Genomic DNA, 15,487 nt, shown 5'->3' with positions numbered 1-15,487 from the left:
CGGGGCCCGGTGGACGGCAAGCCGGGAGGCTTCTTTTCCAGCTAGAGGCAATGCCGCCGCCAAAAAATCCTTGTAGCCGCGGGCAGCGTGATGGGGTAGAAAGCCCCAACACTCCACTTCGAAGAAACCATGATTGACCTTTCCGTCTATACCGGCCTGTTCATGGCCGCGCTCCTGGCCGCCACTATTGTGCCGATGCAATCAGAAGCAGTACTGGCCGGCCTGCTGCTCACCGGTGACTATCCGGTTGCCTTGCTCCTGGCGGTGGCCAGTTGCGGCAATATTCTGGGGGCGGCGCTCAACTGGTGGCTAGGCCGGTTTCTCGAACGCTTCCGTCATCGTACCTGGTTTCCGGTCAGCGAACATCGCCTCATCCAATCCCAAGGGTGGTATCAGCGCTACGGCAAATGGTCCCTGCTACTCTGTTGGATGCCGATCATCGGCGACCCGCTGACCGTGGTCGCCGGAGTGATGCGCGAACCCTTCCCGGTTTTCCTACTACTGGCGGGAAGCGCCAAGGTGCTCCGCTATGTGGTGTTGACCTGGATCACCCTGGGCTGGCTTGCCTAAGGGGCATGTTCGGAGGGCATTACAACCGATTCAGCAGGCCCACCCCACCGAGCTTTCCCATGTGGTTGCTGATCCAGCGGGCTCTGGCAAGAAGGTAGGGGGAAGGGCGATCGGCATGGAGCCGACGGGGACTAGGCAGGACGGCGCCCAACAGGGCCGCCTCCTGGAGACTCAAACGATCCGGCGTTTTGCCAAAATACCGGTCGGCGGCGGCATGAACGCCATAGATGCCATCGCCGAACTCGGCAATGTTGAGATAGACTTCAAGGATACGCTCTTTGGACCAGAGTGCTTCGAGACCAAGAGTCAAACCAGCCTCCAACCCCTTGCGCAGATAACTGCGACCGCTCCAGAGAAAGAGATTTTTCGCCACCTGCTGACTGATGGTGCTCGCCCCTCGTGTTCGCTCGGAATGATTGTTGTATTCGACAGCGCGGCCGATGGCGTTGAAATCAAACCCCCAATGGTCAGGAAAACGCTGATCCTCGGCGGCAATCACCGCAAGTGCCATCACGGGGCTGATGCGATCCATATCCACCCATTGATACCGAATCGGCGGGACCTCACTGCCTGGTTGCAGCCGCTCGACCTGGCGGATCACCATAAAGGCACTTGTAGGCACGGGCAGCCAGCGCAGGGCGACTATGACCAGAAGCAGGCCCGCCACCCCTACACCCAGCAGCAAAAAGAACCGCAGGATCAACCGGCCCATCAAGCCTCGACTCGGCCGGGCACTGGGGAAGCCGCCGGCCGGAAGCTGTTCCCGGAAACGGATCATTGCGGTGGTCCCTGTTGACCAAAAGAGGAAGACAGCATGGCAGAACCGGCGCTTTACCTGTTATCGGGGCTGTTCCGGCGAATCGGCCGGATCCACTGGTTGCTCATCCGCTGGTTTCTGGGCTTTAGTGCGAACCAGGGCTGCACGGGTGGCGCTCTTTATCTCCTCCAGCTGCCAGCCGTCCACCCGGAACAATTGGTCCTGGTTGGAGACCTTGAGCACAGACGAGTTTTCGGCCATTGGCAGTGCTCCCTCCTTGCCCTCGCCCTGCTCAGCCTTCGGTAACTGCCCGAACAGATAGTCGATGGTGACGCCGCCATCGAGTTCCACAGTGTAGCGCAGGGCAGGATTATCCAGCCCGTATTCCGGCTTGTTTTCCACACCGAGAAGGGCTGTGACTGTCAGACCGGCCAGCCGCTTGACCAGCAGATCGCGGCGGTCCTTGACCAGCTCTTCCTCGGGCTTGAGATCAGCCGGCTGCAATCCGTCTTGCGTCCGTTCCAATTGCAGGCCGGGCAGCTCGACCCGTGTGATCTGCTCGGGCTTGAGGCGAAGGAGACCGGTGTCGATCCAGCTGTTGGCCTTGACCTCCAGTTCGTGCTGGGGCAAGGCCAGCGTCTGAATCTCGGCATCGCCATCGACGCGCAGGTAGATCTTGCGCAGCCCGGGAGAGGCGCCAAAATACACCGTGGCCAGACTCTTACCGTCCTTGCCCAGACTCAGTTTACGTTCAAAACGATCCGGTGCTACCTTGAAACGGGTGGCCGCCTCAGGAGTGGTCGCCTCGGGCCAGCCTCGCTGCAGTCCGGCCAGCCGCTCGATCAGCCCCTGCACCTTGACCGTGTCTGCGGGAAAGGAGCCCGATTCGGGCAAAACCCATTTTTCCGTCTCTTTCTTCAGCCGCAGCTTGCGGCCTTCGCCGTCTTCGAGCAACAACTCGTTGACTTCGGAGGCCGTCAGTTTGAGCAGTGGCCCCTTGCCGGTCTGAGCTTCGTCTGCTTGCCGCAAAAAATGGGTCAGTACCGCCAGCCCGGCCTGCGCCAGAACGAGCACCGCACAGATGAGGATCAGTCGCTTCATGTTCTTGCCTCCCCGGCTATCAGCCGTTGTTCGCGCTGCCGCGTCCGGGCCATGACCAGACGGCGCAGGCCCCAAACGGTCAGCAGACCGAACGCCGCCAGACCGTAATTGATATATTCCCAGAGCATCCGTGCCTCCTTGCTCATCGGCAGCAGGGTGCGGGCAAAATGGCCACGTCCCCGGATGCTCAGCAAATCGCGATCCTCCAGCGACCAATCGATACAGTTCGCCACCAGTTGGAGTGGGTTAAGATAACGAGCGCCGCCAGCTCCCGAGGCCAGATCAAGGCTGGTATCGGCGAGGAAGGTGTTTGAGGCCAGCAGGATAATCCGGGCCGAATCAGCAGACCGTTCCAGCACCCGGCCGATCACTTCGGACTTCTTGCCCCCCGCCGGATCGTCCGGTATATCCCCCTGCTTTTCCATTTTCTTTTCGGCCTGCTGCTTACGCGCCTCTTCGATCAGAGGCGAGGTTTTGCCCTTAAACGCGGAATCGAAAGCGCCTTCAACCAGCACCGCCAGCAACTGGCGGCCAGCACTCTCGCCCTGGGCAAACCCGGCCTGACCGAACCGGTCGAAATCGGGCTGAATGGTAATGGAATCAGACAGCCAGGCGCCTTTGGAACTCTCCAGGAGCCGCACCACCTGGCGGCCCTTGCTTTTTTCCTGATCAATACCAATCGGTGAAGCCCAGGTCATGGACAGCTGATCGATGCCGGTGATCAGGCCGTTGGCACGATTCATGCCGTCGCCGCGGATATCGACAAAATAGGGATAGTTAATCAGATGGGTCTCGCGGATACTGTACCCGCCAGCCTGGCGCTCCACCGGCACCGGAAAAGCGGCATTCTGCGGATCAAGCACCAGGGTGTGGCCAAGGTTGATACCATAACCAGCCAACCAGTCGCTCAGACCGCTTTTCTTCTCAACGGCGCTGATCTGCCCCTGGAGGCTGACATCAAAAGGCGAGGTAGCCAGAACCACGGTGCCGCCCTGCATCAGAAACTGATCGATGGCAAAGACCTGTTTTTGCTGCAATCGTTCGGGGGCGACCACCACCAGGATATCCGCCTCCGGGTCCACCTGGCCGGTACTCAGATCCACTGGTTTGACCCGGTGTTCCTGCTCGGCAAAACGTTGCAAGAGCTGGAAAGTGTTCCCCTGATCGGGCATGCCGAGCTGCGCCATGGACGGATTGGCAGGCGGCGTGTACAGGGCCACCGTCTTGAGCATACCCTTGGAAAAGCGTTTCAACGAGGCCTCTATCGTTGTCTTCAGGGCCGCCTTGTCGAGTTGCGACGGCAGGGCCACCTGCACCTGCTGGCCGCCGCTCTCAAGGGTCATGTAAAACCAAAAAGTCTCGGGTGAAAGCAAACCGGCCACCATGGGCTGCATGCCGAACTCCTTACTCAGGCGTGCCGCCAGCTGGCCACCCTCGGCCTCGGGGTCGGTAAAACTGGTCGAGAACTTGTCGCCGCCCTGCTGCTTGAGATCTGCCAGCACCATCTCCAAATTTTTCCGTAATTCAACCAACGGCTGCGGCAGCTTAGTCTCGGGCGAGAAATAGCCATGAAAGACCACCGGGCTGCCAATACCGCTAAACAGATTGCCGCCGCCCTGATAGCTGTACAGCACCTTCTTGATCGCCCGAGTGATGTCGTGTTCAGGATTGCGCAGTTCAACCTCGAGTTTGGTGTCGCCCTCGCTCTTGACCTCGATCAGATCCTGGAAACCAAGGGTGACAAACTCGTCACCGTACTTGATCAAGATATCAAAATAGGAATTGGTAACCGCTGTCTGATAGCGGGAAGCCGTCTGGAAGGGCACAGGACGGATACCGTATTTCTCCCCTGCCTCCTGCTCCAAATCCGGTTTTTCCTGGGGATCGACGAACTCAACCTTGACCCTGCCCTTGCCGGCCACCTCGTACTCGCGGAGCAGATCCCGCAATTGCGGCTGCAAAGGAGCCAGAAGCGGATGGGTCTGGGCCGAGAAATAGCCGCGGATAAGGAGCGGCTCCTGCAGCCGGTCCAGGTAGGAGCGAGTGGCAGGTGAAATCGAATAAATGCGGCCTGCGGTCAGATCGGCACGCAGGTCGCCGAGCGGAGCCAGCCAGAGATTGATCAGCAGAAAATTGACAGTCAGCAACCCGGTCAATATCGCCCACCGGCGGTGATGGGGATTCACCGGATTGCCGGCCCAGCGCTGCCGCTCCAAACTGTAGACGTTGAGGGAGAGAAAAATGCCGATCAGGCTGAGTGAATAGATCAGATCACGCAGGTCGATCACCCCCCGGGTGATGGCGGCAAAACGCGAACCGGCGCCCAGGAGCTTGAGCAGCTCGCCGCCCCGATTGCCGAAAAAATTAGTCAGGATATCGGAGCCGAGCAGGTAGAGCCCTGTGCAGGCCAGCGTGGTGACGATCAGGCTGACGATCTGGCTGTTGAACTGGGCGCTGACAAAAAGACCGATGGCAATATAGGCCCCGGCGAGACAAATGCTCGCCAGATAGCCGCCGAAAACCGGGCCCCAGTCGAGCTGACCGAGAAAGGAAACACTCACCGGAAGCGGCAGCGTCAACATGAGTCCGATGGCCACCAGGCTCAGACAGGCGACAAATTTACCGCCAACCAGAGCAGGCAGACTGACCGGGGCGGTCAACAACGGCTCCAGGGTTCCGGCCCGATGCTCCTCGGACCAGACCCGCATGGTGATGGCCGCCGAGAGGAAGATCAGCAAAAGCGGCATCCACTCAAACATCGGCCGGACATCAGCGATATTGCGGCTGAAAAAAGTCTCGACCCAGAAGAAAATAAAGAGTGTGGCAGCCAGAAAAGTGCCAAAAAAGATGAAGGCGGCCGGGGTGGCGAAAAAGACGGCCAACTCCCGGCGGGCGACCCTGCGCAAGGTACTCATTGTTCCCTCCCGGATGCCATGTTGATTTCACTAAATATTTTTTCAAGATTGCGCGATTCGGGCGAAAGACCGTAGAGGTTCCAGCCCCAGCCGGTAACAGCAGTGGCCACAGCCGGTGCCAGTTCTTGCGCGGGCTGGGCTCCGGAAAGGGCGAAACAGGCTGGCCCGTTGCCGGTTGGCAAGGATTCGACCCTGGTAACGCCCTCGACACTGCCCAACAGGGCAACGGCTTCCTGCCGGTCATCGGTCAGCACCAGGAGCCGCTGACCGGCACTCAGCTCGGCCAGCCGGGCATCCAGAACCTTACGGCCATGCTGGATGATAATCACCCGGTCGCAGACCGCCTGAACCTCCTGGAGGATATGGGTGGAGATGATGAGTGTTGCCTCCTTGGCCAGTTCCCGGATCAGGCCGCGCATGTGCTGAATCTGGGTGGGATCGAGGCCGTTGGTCGGTTCATCGAGGATGACGATCCGGGGGCGGTGGAGGATGGCCTGGGCCACGCCGACCCGCTGGCGATAGCCGCGCGAAAGGGTGCCGATTGTCTGCCCGGCCTTGTCTTCGAGCGCGGTTCGTTCCAGGGTCTCGCGGAGCAGCGGTCCCATCTGCCCCCCATCCACGCCGTGCAGAGTGGCGAGATATTCGAGGTAGCCTGCCACGGTCATTTCCGGATAGAGCGGACAGTTCTCCGGGAGATAGCCGATCATTGCCTGGATGACGCGCCGATCAGCAGCCAGCTCCAACTGGTTGACCTTGATTGTGCCTGCGGTTGGTTCGAGAAAACCGGTCATCATTTTCATGATGGTGGTCTTGCCGGCGCCATTATGGCCGAGCAGGCCGACGATCTCGCCGGGCCCGATGGAGAAGGAGACGTCGTCGACCGCCTTAAGCGGCCCGTAGGTTCGAGTTAGATGTTCTACATGGATCATAATGATCTCCTGATATAAAAAAACAGCCTCGCAACAGGCGGCCAAAGAAGCAAAAAGTCACACCGCCCGAGATGGAGGCCTGTTGCCGGAACGGCCTGGGAAGGAGGGAATGCGAGCAGCGACAACCACAACAACTACGGAGAGAATCGGACGAAGGAGCATGACGCAATACGTGTATTTTTAAAAAGAGTGCAACAAATCCCGGCAGATGATTCCGGTGCAAACCATAAACCAGTACCGTTGCTTGTCAACCAAATGGCGGAACTTTATAACAACGGAAACAGTGCGTAAGGGGGCAGGAAAATGCCATCAAAGAAAAAAAAAGACGTCCTGGGAAGGTTGCGAGACAAGTGTTTCGTCGAAAAAAGCAGCTAGGATGGGACTGAAAACCGGCACGAGAAAGACAAAGAAGCTGGACCTTGTTGGAGCTGAGAAAAGTGCGGTTTGTCCCCCCTTCCCTCCCTCCTGTTCAGAACATTCCGCCAAGAAACCCATCATCATTTTCCTTGCCGCAGGTTCTGCCTGAAATCGAGTGGGGCTGGTAGACTTCGAGCACGCCGGGCTCGGGCAGATAGATGAGATTGATGATGTTTTGTGAATACCATATTCCCGCTTGCCGCCCGTCGGGGGTAATGATGACGCCGCCGCGATACTCGCATCCGGGGCCGTAATGTTCCGTCCGATACCACTGCAGCCAACCGTTGAGCATCTGCTCGTTCATGTCGACCTGGGCCCAGACTCTGGTGCGAAGGGTGAATTGATTGCTGATTGCGATAATCGAATCAGGCGCAGCAGAGGAACCAATATAATAATAGGTATGATCCGGGAGCACCGTACCTGCTTCAATGGATTGCTGTACGTTCGCGTCCATCTCCCATTTTCCGCCCGGACCGCTGCTGTTGGCGGCGCAACCAGCCATGGCAGCGCAACCGAACAAGACGATTCCACAAATAAAGTGCTGTACTTTCATTGAGGCACCTCGTTGACGCCGATCGCTAGCGCATGGCGTTTTTTCTTAAGCCAAACAGAGTTATTCGTCCTCATCCGTCTGGCCGGTCATCAACTTAATCGGCTCCACCACGCGGACTTGTCTGGAAAAATTTTTCAATCCTTGCAGCAAGGAGTATGTTTATAGTTTGATCTTAAAAAATGATCAACACCCCATTTTTGCCATCATATCCTTTATGGCGACCATGCCAATACAGATCTGATGAACCGGCAAGCCGAGTTCCCGTTGTTCCCGCCTCTTTCTCTTGAGACCAGAAAGCACCACCAAGACACAGCACGGCCAGCACTTCCAAGCAAAAAGTGACGCTGCCCATCAGTGTCTTTTAGAGCAGTATTGGGTCCCTGACACCAGCAAGAGCTTCAGCTGATCCGGCTGCGTACTTCCTGTACCTGTTGACGTGGGGCGATTTTGGCCAGTTCCGCCAGTTCCTCGGCCAGCAGATCGAGCAGGTCGTCCGCCGACACGATGCCGACCAATCCGCCATCACCGTCGACCACCGGAATCCGGCGGACGCCGTGGGTCCGCATGAGCCGAATGGTGGCAATCACCCCCTCGCTTTCCGCAATGCTCACCAACTGCGCGCACATGATGTTTTCCACGGCACAACCTTCCGTTGGGCAAACTTTGGCGACGATCTCGGTGACGATATCTCGGTCCGTGACGATGCCGACCGGCACCCGCTTGCCGTCGACCTGATCGACGACCACCAGATCACCGACATGATAACGGCGCATCAGTTGCGCGGCCTCGACGACAGTGGTTGTTCTGGTGGCAAACACGACTTCCCGGTTGCACAATTCTCCAATAGGCATGGCGTCTCCTCTTGCTGGATTACGTTTTTTGTACGCTACACAGGTTCATGAAAACATGGCTACTCCGGTAAAAAAAAAAAATGAAGAATCAACTGTTCTGCTTTGGTTTTGCCGGCTTGGCACCCTGCAAGTTCAATACGGGTGTTCTATAATTATCAAAAATTAGGCGGATGGGGAGAGAAAAGCAATGAAGAGAAAGTGCAGAGAAAATGGGTAAGGAAGATATCAAGCAGCATTCGGTGAGTTGGCAACAATGCTTGGCTTGCCCCGCCGATATATTGCTTTCTAGGATAAAAAAACCGCTAACAGTGAGCGCCTTGCTGGTGAGCCGCACGGGAGGGGCTTTTCTTTGGGTCCCAAAGAAAAGAAGAAACCGGCAGAGGATGCCAGGAATTGGTTACATATTCAGGCAGCACCATGGTGGGCCCGCACATAAAGCCGGCCCACCCTTCCCGGCTGCTCATTTAAGCTTGATAAGATTTTTCACCCTTTTGACGCCATGAACCTTACCGGCTATCTGCTCAGCTTTGTTCCGCTGCTTTGCCGTATCGACCGCACCGGTCAGCACAACCTCGCCCTGGAAAGTCTCCACGGAAACCGCCACCCCGCTGACATCCTTATCGGCCAGCAACTCTGCTTTTACCTGGGTGGTTATGGAGGCATCATCAACCACCTGGCCCGTCGTCCTTCCGGCCGGGGTGGTGCAGGATACCGTTAGAGAGAGCAAGACCGCGCACACGATGGAAAGAAAAAGACCAAAAGATTTCCGTGCCATGTTGTTCCTCCTTTTTTTGCATTTTAGGGTTCAAACGCTGCCAGCGATGAGGCGACTAATGCCATTTTTTTTACAGAACATTGTGGTTGAATACAAGTCTGAAATACTGCGGCTGCTCGCCCCACCGGAACATTGTCTTTCTGAAGATAGAAAGTGCTCAAGGAGATCGTAAGAGCCATCGTCGCTGAGCCGAAACGGCGGGGTCTTTTCCTTGAGCAAGGAAAGAATGAAAGCCCCTCTACTCCAGCTCTTTCTGTTCGCCGCCGAGGAGGTTCAGCACCTTGTCCACCCGGAAGATGACCAGGAATTTCTTTTCCTGCTCTCCTTCGTCCGGGCGCTTCGGCCGCCGGCTCATGGAGCGGATCAATTCCTGATCGGCGCTTTCGTCAACAAAAGTCAGATAGAGGCGCAGCCCCTGATAGCTACGTCCCTCCTCAATAAACAGATAGTTGGCGTGTTTGTTTTCCAGCAGGTTGGCATGGCTGCGTCTGTCGAGCATGACGAACGTCACTTCGTCCTTGCCCTGCACATGCGGCCTGGCATAGATGGCAGTGTTGACCACGCCGTTACCATCACAGGTTGCCATGACGCCGATCCCTTTCGTTGCCGAGAAATACTGTTCCAGCTTCATATCGCACCGTTTCGTGTGGAAGGTTTTTGACCCCGGCCTGCTCGATTCTGCCAGGACCACTGCAAGAAAGACCGTAGACCGGATGCGGCGCACCGAAAACCAATGCGGCATTGCCACGATTTCGCCACAACCCCCGGATTGTGTTACCGGACTACATTTTGAGGTTCCTCACATGAAACGGTGCATGAGCGGTATGGCCGGTAAGTTGCCCATACAGTGGTAGAGGTTGCAGATAAAGAGGTCAGCTGTTCTGAACCCATAGGCCTTGTGGCTGACGACTTTGGCTTTATTGTTGAGCCCTTCGACAGTGCCGTTGCTGATGGGCATGTGGAACCAGGTCAGGATGTTTTCTTCATGGCGTCGGACCATCCAGGCAAACTCGCGTAAGGGTTCCAGGCGAGAATGCGTTGCCCACCAAAACCACTGCTTCAAGTGCTTCCTGGCCCAGGTTTTTGTCTTATAGGACCATAAATCTCGAAAGCGCTCTTTGAGGAGATAGGCCCTGTTGATCTTCAGATTCATATGCTCAAGGCTGCTGAGTCTGATCCTTTGCTTCGGCGTAAGGTTCCAAGGATTCTTAAGCCAGATATACCGGCTGTCCTTCATGAGCTCCTTGTGTTCCTTTCCTTTTTCTCGGATCTCATCTCGCCGGACTTGATCAACCGCTTCCATCAGGTGGCGAACGATATGAAATTTATCAAAAACAAGAGTTGCCTGCGGAGCACATTCCTTGATCACCTCGACATAGGGCTTCCACATATCGCAACAGATGCCCTGGAGTTTGTTTGTCCGCTCTGGCCCGAGGTAGTTGAAAAAGCTGCGCAAGGTATCTTTGGTTCTTTCAACCCCGCTCCAGATCAAGGTTTTTGAGCGGAGATCGTACACATTGGTGAGGTAGACATGACCTTTTTTCCGCGAAATCTCATCAATACCAATATGCGTAATGCCGCTGAGATCGCGATGCTCCATGCCATATTTCACTACGCTTTTGACTGCTGTGGCAACCGTACCCCAGGCACAACTGAACAGTTTGGCGACAGAGTACCAGGGCAGCATCTCGGCCCACTTGGCCAGGTAGCAACTGTAGGCAAGAGTAAAGCGTTGCTTGCCCGTCACCCAGGGAAGTTTCTCCGTGCGGACGCCTCCACATCGAGAACAAGACACCCGACGAGGTACATATTTGACCCAGACAGGTATATTCCACAGAGGCACGTGGCGAAAGAATCGCACCTCTCGCCGATCCCGGTAGACGGCAGGATGTCCGCATGACCCGCATCGCACCCTGTGGCGGGCATCAGGACGAATTTCAGCGATTATTCCATCGGAGTCTTTGGTGACCGTATGTACTCGAAAACCTTGCAAATCAACCGTCTGTTTGATTATCTGTTCAACAAGCATGAGTTCCTCTGTAGATAGATTATTGGCTGGCCGGCCTTTATCTACCTAAAAGAACTCATGCTTTTAAATTTGTTAAGCTGTTTTACGCACCGTTTCGTGCGGGGAACCCATTTTGATAGTTCTAAGTAGGCGCCCTTTGTGACTCAAAAGAGTACGTGGATGCGGAGAGAAAAGCAATTGAAAGAAACCGCAGAGAAAATGGATACGGGAGATTGCAAGCGAACCGCATGCGGAGAGAGGAAACAACGCTTGCCCACCGTCCACGTTTTTTAGGGTTTGCAGCCTTAGCATTTTTTCCCTGCGTCAAGATGGCAACAAATCAGGCCGTAGCCCGGATGCAGGGCACCAAAATCCGGGGCTTCGTTGCCACGATTTCACATCAACCCAGGATTACGCCAAGGCTTCATCCAGGCTACACGCCCCAATTTTTTGTCATTCCGAACGCAGGTGAGGAATCTGGAGATTTCCCCCTGCGCTCGAAATGACAAGTGCTGGAGTTTTATGGAGAAAAAACAGGCAAATGGTGCACAAGACGGCCCCGCTGAGAGTTTGGTTCGGAGGATGTGGGTTGTCCGGGGACGGTGAGGGCCCTTGCCGCTGAGCCGGGCGGCGGGGTGCGGAACCGGAGCAAAGGGGCAAACTGTTTGAGCGCAGCGAGTTTTTGCCCCGCCGGTTCCGGACCCCGGCGAACGGGGTCGTCTCAGCGGCCGGGCTGCCCTTTCTTTTGGTTCTTTTCTTTGGGCACGCAAAGAAAAGAATGCCACTCCCGCAGGGAGATAGAGGTATTATTCATGCGAGATGGTGCATATAATGCACCCTACCCGGCTGTGAACTTAGTGAAAGATGAGAAGGGAAAAGTTAAATATGCATCGGCGCACATTTTATTTGCTATATTTTATTTCCACTCAATTCCTTTTTTGCGACTTTAATAAGTCTCTCAAGAGTATTTTTATGAAGAAGAAATTCATGCTCATAAACATCCCATTTGGGATTACTATCAAAATCAAGTCGGTCTTTCTTGTTAAGTTCTTCCAATATATCTTCTGCCTCTTTCGATATATAAAATGAACCCATATCTGTGGCTTTTTTTAAAGTCCAGTATGATTTCTCATATTTTTGATGCAATTCTATCTCAACTTGCTTTGAGTAACCAGTCCCTTGCCCATAATCTTCTTTATATACACTAAAATAGTGAACTGAATCATATAATGCTTCAATAATTTCGCGGTATGCCTTTTCCTTTCTCTCCCACCATTTTTCTGCGTGGAATTTCTTTACTGCCCACCTAGAAGCTAAAAATGCCACAACAACCCCTGGCGCAAGCTTTATTAATAAATCAAACAAGAAATCCATATTACTTATATCAATTTCGACTCAAAAGTTTTGCCCTAGCCTCATCATATTCATTTTGTGAAATATGTCCGTCTTCTTTCAACCTTGCCCACTTTGTCAATTCATCAGCAACAGAGTATGACTTCATGATTTCGCCTTTAATTATTTTTACCTCAGTTTTCTTGCCACATTCATTTATCAATTTTGATTTATTGTAAAAAATCCCATTAGATGAAACCCAATTTTCATGATTTTTCAATGGTTGGAAAAACAATTTTTGCAAAAAAACCAGATAAATAACAGTAATTGCAAATAAAGTTAGTGCGAAATAAACCCTAATGAGCTTAAGGCTATCATAACCATTCTCAAATTGAGGATAGTTTAACAGTTGATAACTGAACATGGCGAGCAATATGATACAGAAAAGTATGCACAAATATATATAAATTTTAGAGTTATTAACTGCAGTTTCTACATGGCTGAAATTTCCACTTTTTTTCATCATGTGAATTCCAAAGATAAGAAATATCGCTGGAATTACTCCAGCTCCAAAAAATATTGCTGGAATTAACAAAATAATAAAAATTAAAATTTTACCTTGGTCAGAACTTGTCAATGGTTCATCACTCATCATTTCTCCAGTTAAAATATAATAGTAAAATTCGTTCTATTACTGATCTAGTATCTCAACTCGAAACTCCGTGGCCTTTTTCTCGAATGGTTCGATAAATAACTACCGAAGGTAGCCTACCGCATAACTAATGTTAACAATTCAATAACATTGAATGATCTTCATTGCACCGTGCAACACGGCTAAATTTTACGAACACTTAGAATACCCACAATCCCGACACACCTCACACCCCTCCTCAAACACCAACTTGCCATGACACTCCGGGCAAATCGAGGCAAACCCATGCTGGGTCGCGGCCATGAACGACTTCAACAATTTGCCCAACTGGGCAGGCAGATCCAACATATGACCGGAGGAGCGATCCAACTGCTTAATGATCTCATCCATGGGAATCTGATAACGCAGGGCCAGCGACACCAACCGACAAGTAGTGGTCCACATGGTTGACTTGTCTTTCAAATCCACCCGATTATCAAAGGGGAACTTGGCAAAGACCTCCATCGGTTTTTCCTCTTCGTCAAAGCAGACGATCAGATAGATGGTCTCCTGGTTGATGTCCTTGAGACGGTAACGCTTAGCGCTGAGCACATCGGGCAAGGTCGATTTCTGAAAGAGGCCCTCGCAGGACACGGTCGCGCTCTTGTCGGGACTCGCGGCCATGGTGTTGAGCACCTGATGATCGCGGGAGCCATCGCGGTAGACGGTCAACCCCTTGCAGCCCAGCTCGAAGCCCAGCAGGTAGGAGGTGCGGACATCCTCCGCGGTGGCGGAAGACGGCAGATTGATGGTCTTGCTGATCGAGGAGTCGACCCCGTTCTGCTGGAGGATACCCTGCATGCGGATGTGCTGCTCCGGGCTGATGTCCTGGGCGGTGCGGAAGATCTCCTGCCAGCGTTTCGGGATTTCGGCATGGCCGATAACCGTGCCGCTGCTGGCCACTTTTTCCATCATCTCGGCGGAATAGAAGCCTTCGGCGCGGGCGACACGCTCAAACAACTTGTTGGCCATGAGCAGGCGGTCGCCGTCCATGACATTCTTGATCATGACGATGGAGAAATAGGGCTCGCAGCCCGAGGCGCAATCGGCGATCATCGACACCGTGCCGGTGGGCTGGATCGAGGTCAGGGCGGCGTTGCGCCGGGCCGGATATTTGTTGATCCGTTCGTCATAGGCGGGAAAAGGGCCCTTCATGGCGGCCAGCTCAACCGAGGCGGCTTCCGCTTCCTTGCGGATAAAGGCCATGACTTCGGCGGAAAGCGTGCGCCCTTCTTCACTGCCGTAGGGCAACTCCATCTGGATGAGCATGTCATGCATGCCCATGATGCCCAGCCCGACCTTGCGGGTCTTCTGGGTCATCTCGGCAATCTCGGGGATGGGGAAACGGTTGCAGTCGATGACGTTATCGAGGAAACGGACCGCGAGGCGGGCGGTGGCCCCCAGCCGCTCCCAATCGATCGCCCCGTCCTTGACGTACTGGCCGAGGTTGATCGAGCCGAGATTGCAGGACTCGTAGGGCAGGAGCCATTGCTCACCGCAGGGATTGGTGGCCTCGAACTTGCCCAGTTGCGGCGTAGTGTTGTCGCGGTTGGCGGCGTCGATGAACAGCACCCCGGGCTCGCCGTTGTGCCAGGCGAGGTCGATGATCTTGTCGAAAACCTCGCGTGCGCGCAGCGATTGGACGACCTGGCCGTTGGAGGGATCGATCAGGTCGTATTCGAGGTCGTTTTTGACCGCGTCCATGAACAGATCGGTGATGGCGACGCTGAAATTGAAATTGGTGTAGCGGGTCTGATCCTGCTTGGCGACGATGAACTCCATGATATCGGGGTGATCGACCCGGAGCACGCCCATGTTGGCGCCGCGCCGCTTGCCGCCCTGCTTGATGGTTTCGGTGGCGGCGTCAAAAACAGCGGCAAAACTCAGGGGACCGGAGGCCACGCCCTGGGTCGACTGGACCGCCGAGTTCTTCGGCCGCAGACGGGAGAAGGAGTAGCCGGTGCCGCCGCCGGTCTTGTGCACCAGGGCGCCGTTGCGGATAGAGGTGAAGATGCCGTCCATCGAGTCTTCTATCGGCAGGACAAAGCAGGCCGATAACTGGCCGAGATCGGTGCCGGCGTTCATCAGGCAGGGGGAATTGGGGAGAAAATCGAGATAGTAGATCATCTTGAAGAAGCGGTCGGGCAGCTCGCTGTAATCAGGGAGATCGCAATCGACCAAGGCAACAGCGTTCGCCACCCGGCGGCAGAGAGTTTCCCAATTTTCGAGCGGCTTGCCCTCCGCGTCCTTCAGATAGTACCTCCGTTCCAGGACGGTTTCCGCGGTGTCGGTCAGCTGCTGCTTGGGTATGCTTCTGGTCATGGTTGCCTCATGGTCTGAGTTGATCTCGTTTTCATCTCTCGTGGTTGACACACCCGCCATCCGGGTCTCAACCTCGCCGCCTGCCGCTCTGTCCTGCCCGCAAAACCCTGGAAAAACACCCTTTCAGGGACAGAGCCGCCACGGCCGGAAATACTGGTAACTCCCCTCACCGTCGACGGCAATCTATCACAACATATAGAGCGCATCAAGGATAAAACATGCAACATGTAGTGTTTTCTAAAATATCCTGTTTTCAACGAGTTCAG

14 protein-coding genes are annotated in these 15,487 nt (G+C 54.6%); 1 reads left to right on the top strand and 13 read right to left on the bottom strand.

The window, feature by feature from the left end; translation table 11 throughout:
• Positions 1 to 129: 129 nt before the first annotated feature.
• Positions 130 to 570, top strand: coding sequence for a YqaA family protein (locus tag ACHZCX_RS17545; protein ID WP_319588492.1), 441 nt, complete (start codon positions 130 to 132; stop codon positions 568 to 570).
• Between the two features lie 19 nt (positions 571 to 589).
• Here the strand turns inward: ACHZCX_RS17545 and mtgA are convergent, their stop codons facing one another.
• The 13 genes from mtgA to ACHZCX_RS17480 all read right to left on the bottom strand — a co-directional run bounded on the left by mtgA (position 590) and on the right by ACHZCX_RS17480 (position 15,221).
• The gene (gene mtgA / locus ACHZCX_RS17540) at positions 590 to 1,282 is read right to left on the bottom strand and encodes a monofunctional biosynthetic peptidoglycan transglycosylase (protein ID WP_394708848.1); all 693 of its coding nucleotides are present in this window, start codon (positions 1,280 to 1,282) and stop codon (positions 590 to 592) included.
• A 126-nt stretch (positions 1,283 to 1,408) separates the two neighbouring features.
• Positions 1,409 to 2,428 (bottom strand): DUF4340 domain-containing protein, encoded by a 1,020-nt coding sequence (locus tag ACHZCX_RS17535; RefSeq protein ID WP_319588490.1) that lies wholly within the window; start codon positions 2,426 to 2,428, stop codon positions 1,409 to 1,411.
• Positions 2,425 to 5,343 (bottom strand): DUF4350 domain-containing protein, encoded by a 2,919-nt coding sequence (locus tag ACHZCX_RS17530; RefSeq protein WP_319588489.1) that lies wholly within the window; start codon positions 5,341 to 5,343, stop codon positions 2,425 to 2,427. Before ACHZCX_RS17530 ends, ACHZCX_RS17535 begins: the two co-directional genes overlap by 4 nt.
• Positions 5,340 to 6,272, bottom strand: coding sequence for an ATP-binding cassette domain-containing protein (locus tag ACHZCX_RS17525; protein WP_319588488.1), 933 nt, complete (start codon positions 6,270 to 6,272; stop codon positions 5,340 to 5,342). The genes ACHZCX_RS17530 and ACHZCX_RS17525 overlap by 4 nt, the downstream gene beginning before the upstream one ends.
• 469 nt (positions 6,273 to 6,741) lie before the next feature.
• Positions 6,742 to 7,242 (bottom strand): hypothetical protein, encoded by a 501-nt coding sequence (locus tag ACHZCX_RS17520; protein ID WP_319588487.1) that lies wholly within the window; start codon positions 7,240 to 7,242, stop codon positions 6,742 to 6,744.
• A 172-nt stretch (positions 7,243 to 7,414) separates the two neighbouring features.
• Positions 7,415 to 7,594: a hypothetical protein gene (locus ACHZCX_RS17515; protein ID WP_319588486.1), complete on the bottom strand. Its 180-nt coding sequence runs from the start codon at positions 7,592 to 7,594 to the stop codon at positions 7,415 to 7,417.
• Between the two features lie 46 nt (positions 7,595 to 7,640).
• A complete protein-coding gene (locus tag ACHZCX_RS17510) occupies positions 7,641 to 8,093 on the bottom strand; it encodes a CBS domain-containing protein (RefSeq protein ID WP_319588485.1) in 453 nt (150 codons plus the stop codon).
• A 460-nt stretch (positions 8,094 to 8,553) separates the two neighbouring features.
• Positions 8,554 to 8,868: a BON domain-containing protein gene (locus ACHZCX_RS17505; protein WP_319588484.1), complete on the bottom strand. Its 315-nt coding sequence runs from the start codon at positions 8,866 to 8,868 to the stop codon at positions 8,554 to 8,556.
• 238 nt (positions 8,869 to 9,106) lie between these two features.
• Positions 9,107 to 9,610 carry a pyridoxamine 5'-phosphate oxidase family protein gene (locus tag ACHZCX_RS17500; protein ID WP_319588483.1) on the bottom strand — a complete coding sequence of 168 codons (504 nt, stop codon included), beginning with the start codon at positions 9,608 to 9,610 and terminating at the stop codon, positions 9,107 to 9,109.
• Positions 9,611 to 9,667: 57 nt separating this feature from the next.
• On the bottom strand, positions 9,668 to 10,897 hold the full coding sequence (locus ACHZCX_RS17495) for an ISL3 family transposase (protein ID WP_319585207.1): 1,230 nt from the start codon (positions 10,895 to 10,897) through the stop codon (positions 9,668 to 9,670).
• 888 nt (positions 10,898 to 11,785) lie between these two features.
• Positions 11,786 to 12,250 (bottom strand): hypothetical protein, encoded by a 465-nt coding sequence (locus ACHZCX_RS17490; RefSeq protein ID WP_319588482.1) that lies wholly within the window; start codon positions 12,248 to 12,250, stop codon positions 11,786 to 11,788.
• 10 nt (positions 12,251 to 12,260) lie between these two features.
• Positions 12,261 to 12,863: an SHOCT domain-containing protein gene (locus ACHZCX_RS17485; protein ID WP_319588481.1), complete on the bottom strand. Its 603-nt coding sequence runs from the start codon at positions 12,861 to 12,863 to the stop codon at positions 12,261 to 12,263.
• A 186-nt stretch (positions 12,864 to 13,049) separates the two neighbouring features.
• A complete protein-coding gene (locus ACHZCX_RS17480) occupies positions 13,050 to 15,221 on the bottom strand; it encodes an adenosylcobalamin-dependent ribonucleoside-diphosphate reductase (RefSeq protein ID WP_319588480.1) in 2,172 nt (723 codons plus the stop codon).
• Positions 15,222 to 15,487: the final 266 nt, after the last annotated feature.

Origin of the sequence: uncultured Desulfobulbus sp. (assembly GCF_963662935.2) — a bacterium.
In the GTDB taxonomy this organism is placed as follows: Bacteria; Desulfobacterota; Desulfobulbia; order Desulfobulbales; family Desulfobulbaceae; genus Desulfobulbus.
This window is presented reverse-complemented; position numbering and strand designations above follow the sequence as displayed.

Excerpts from the sequence above, each read along its gene's own strand:
- ACHZCX_RS17485 (WP_319588481.1), bottom strand. The coding sequence starts at position 12,863 with ATGATGAGTGATGAACCATTGACAAGTTCTGACCAAGGTAAAATTTTA.
- ACHZCX_RS17530 (WP_319588489.1), bottom strand. The coding sequence starts at position 5,343 with ATGAGTACCTTGCGCAGGGTCGCCCGCCGGGAGTTGGCCGTCTTTTTC.
- ACHZCX_RS17505 (WP_319588484.1), bottom strand. The coding sequence starts at position 8,868 with ATGGCACGGAAATCTTTTGGTCTTTTTCTTTCCATCGTGTGCGCGGTC.
- ACHZCX_RS17520 (WP_319588487.1), bottom strand. The coding sequence starts at position 7,242 with ATGAAAGTACAGCACTTTATTTGTGGAATCGTCTTGTTCGGTTGCGCT.
- ACHZCX_RS17480 (WP_319588480.1), bottom strand. The coding sequence starts at position 15,221 with ATGACCAGAAGCATACCCAAGCAGCAGCTGACCGACACCGCGGAAACC.
- ACHZCX_RS17535 (WP_319588490.1), bottom strand. The coding sequence starts at position 2,428 with ATGAAGCGACTGATCCTCATCTGTGCGGTGCTCGTTCTGGCGCAGGCC.
- ACHZCX_RS17495 (WP_319585207.1), bottom strand. The coding sequence starts at position 10,897 with ATGCTTGTTGAACAGATAATCAAACAGACGGTTGATTTGCAAGGTTTT.
- ACHZCX_RS17490 (WP_319588482.1), bottom strand. The coding sequence starts at position 12,250 with ATGGATTTCTTGTTTGATTTATTAATAAAGCTTGCGCCAGGGGTTGTT.
- ACHZCX_RS17515 (WP_319588486.1), bottom strand. The coding sequence starts at position 7,594 with ATGGGCAGCGTCACTTTTTGCTTGGAAGTGCTGGCCGTGCTGTGTCTT.
- ACHZCX_RS17525 (WP_319588488.1), bottom strand. The coding sequence starts at position 6,272 with ATGATCCATGTAGAACATCTAACTCGAACCTACGGGCCGCTTAAGGCG.
- mtgA (WP_394708848.1), bottom strand. The coding sequence starts at position 1,282 with ATGGGCCGGTTGATCCTGCGGTTCTTTTTGCTGCTGGGTGTAGGGGTG.
- ACHZCX_RS17500 (WP_319588483.1), bottom strand. The coding sequence starts at position 9,610 with ATGCCGCATTGGTTTTCGGTGCGCCGCATCCGGTCTACGGTCTTTCTT.
- ACHZCX_RS17545 (WP_319588492.1), top strand. The coding sequence starts at position 130 with ATGATTGACCTTTCCGTCTATACCGGCCTGTTCATGGCCGCGCTCCTG.
- ACHZCX_RS17510 (WP_319588485.1), bottom strand. The coding sequence starts at position 8,093 with ATGCCTATTGGAGAATTGTGCAACCGGGAAGTCGTGTTTGCCACCAGA.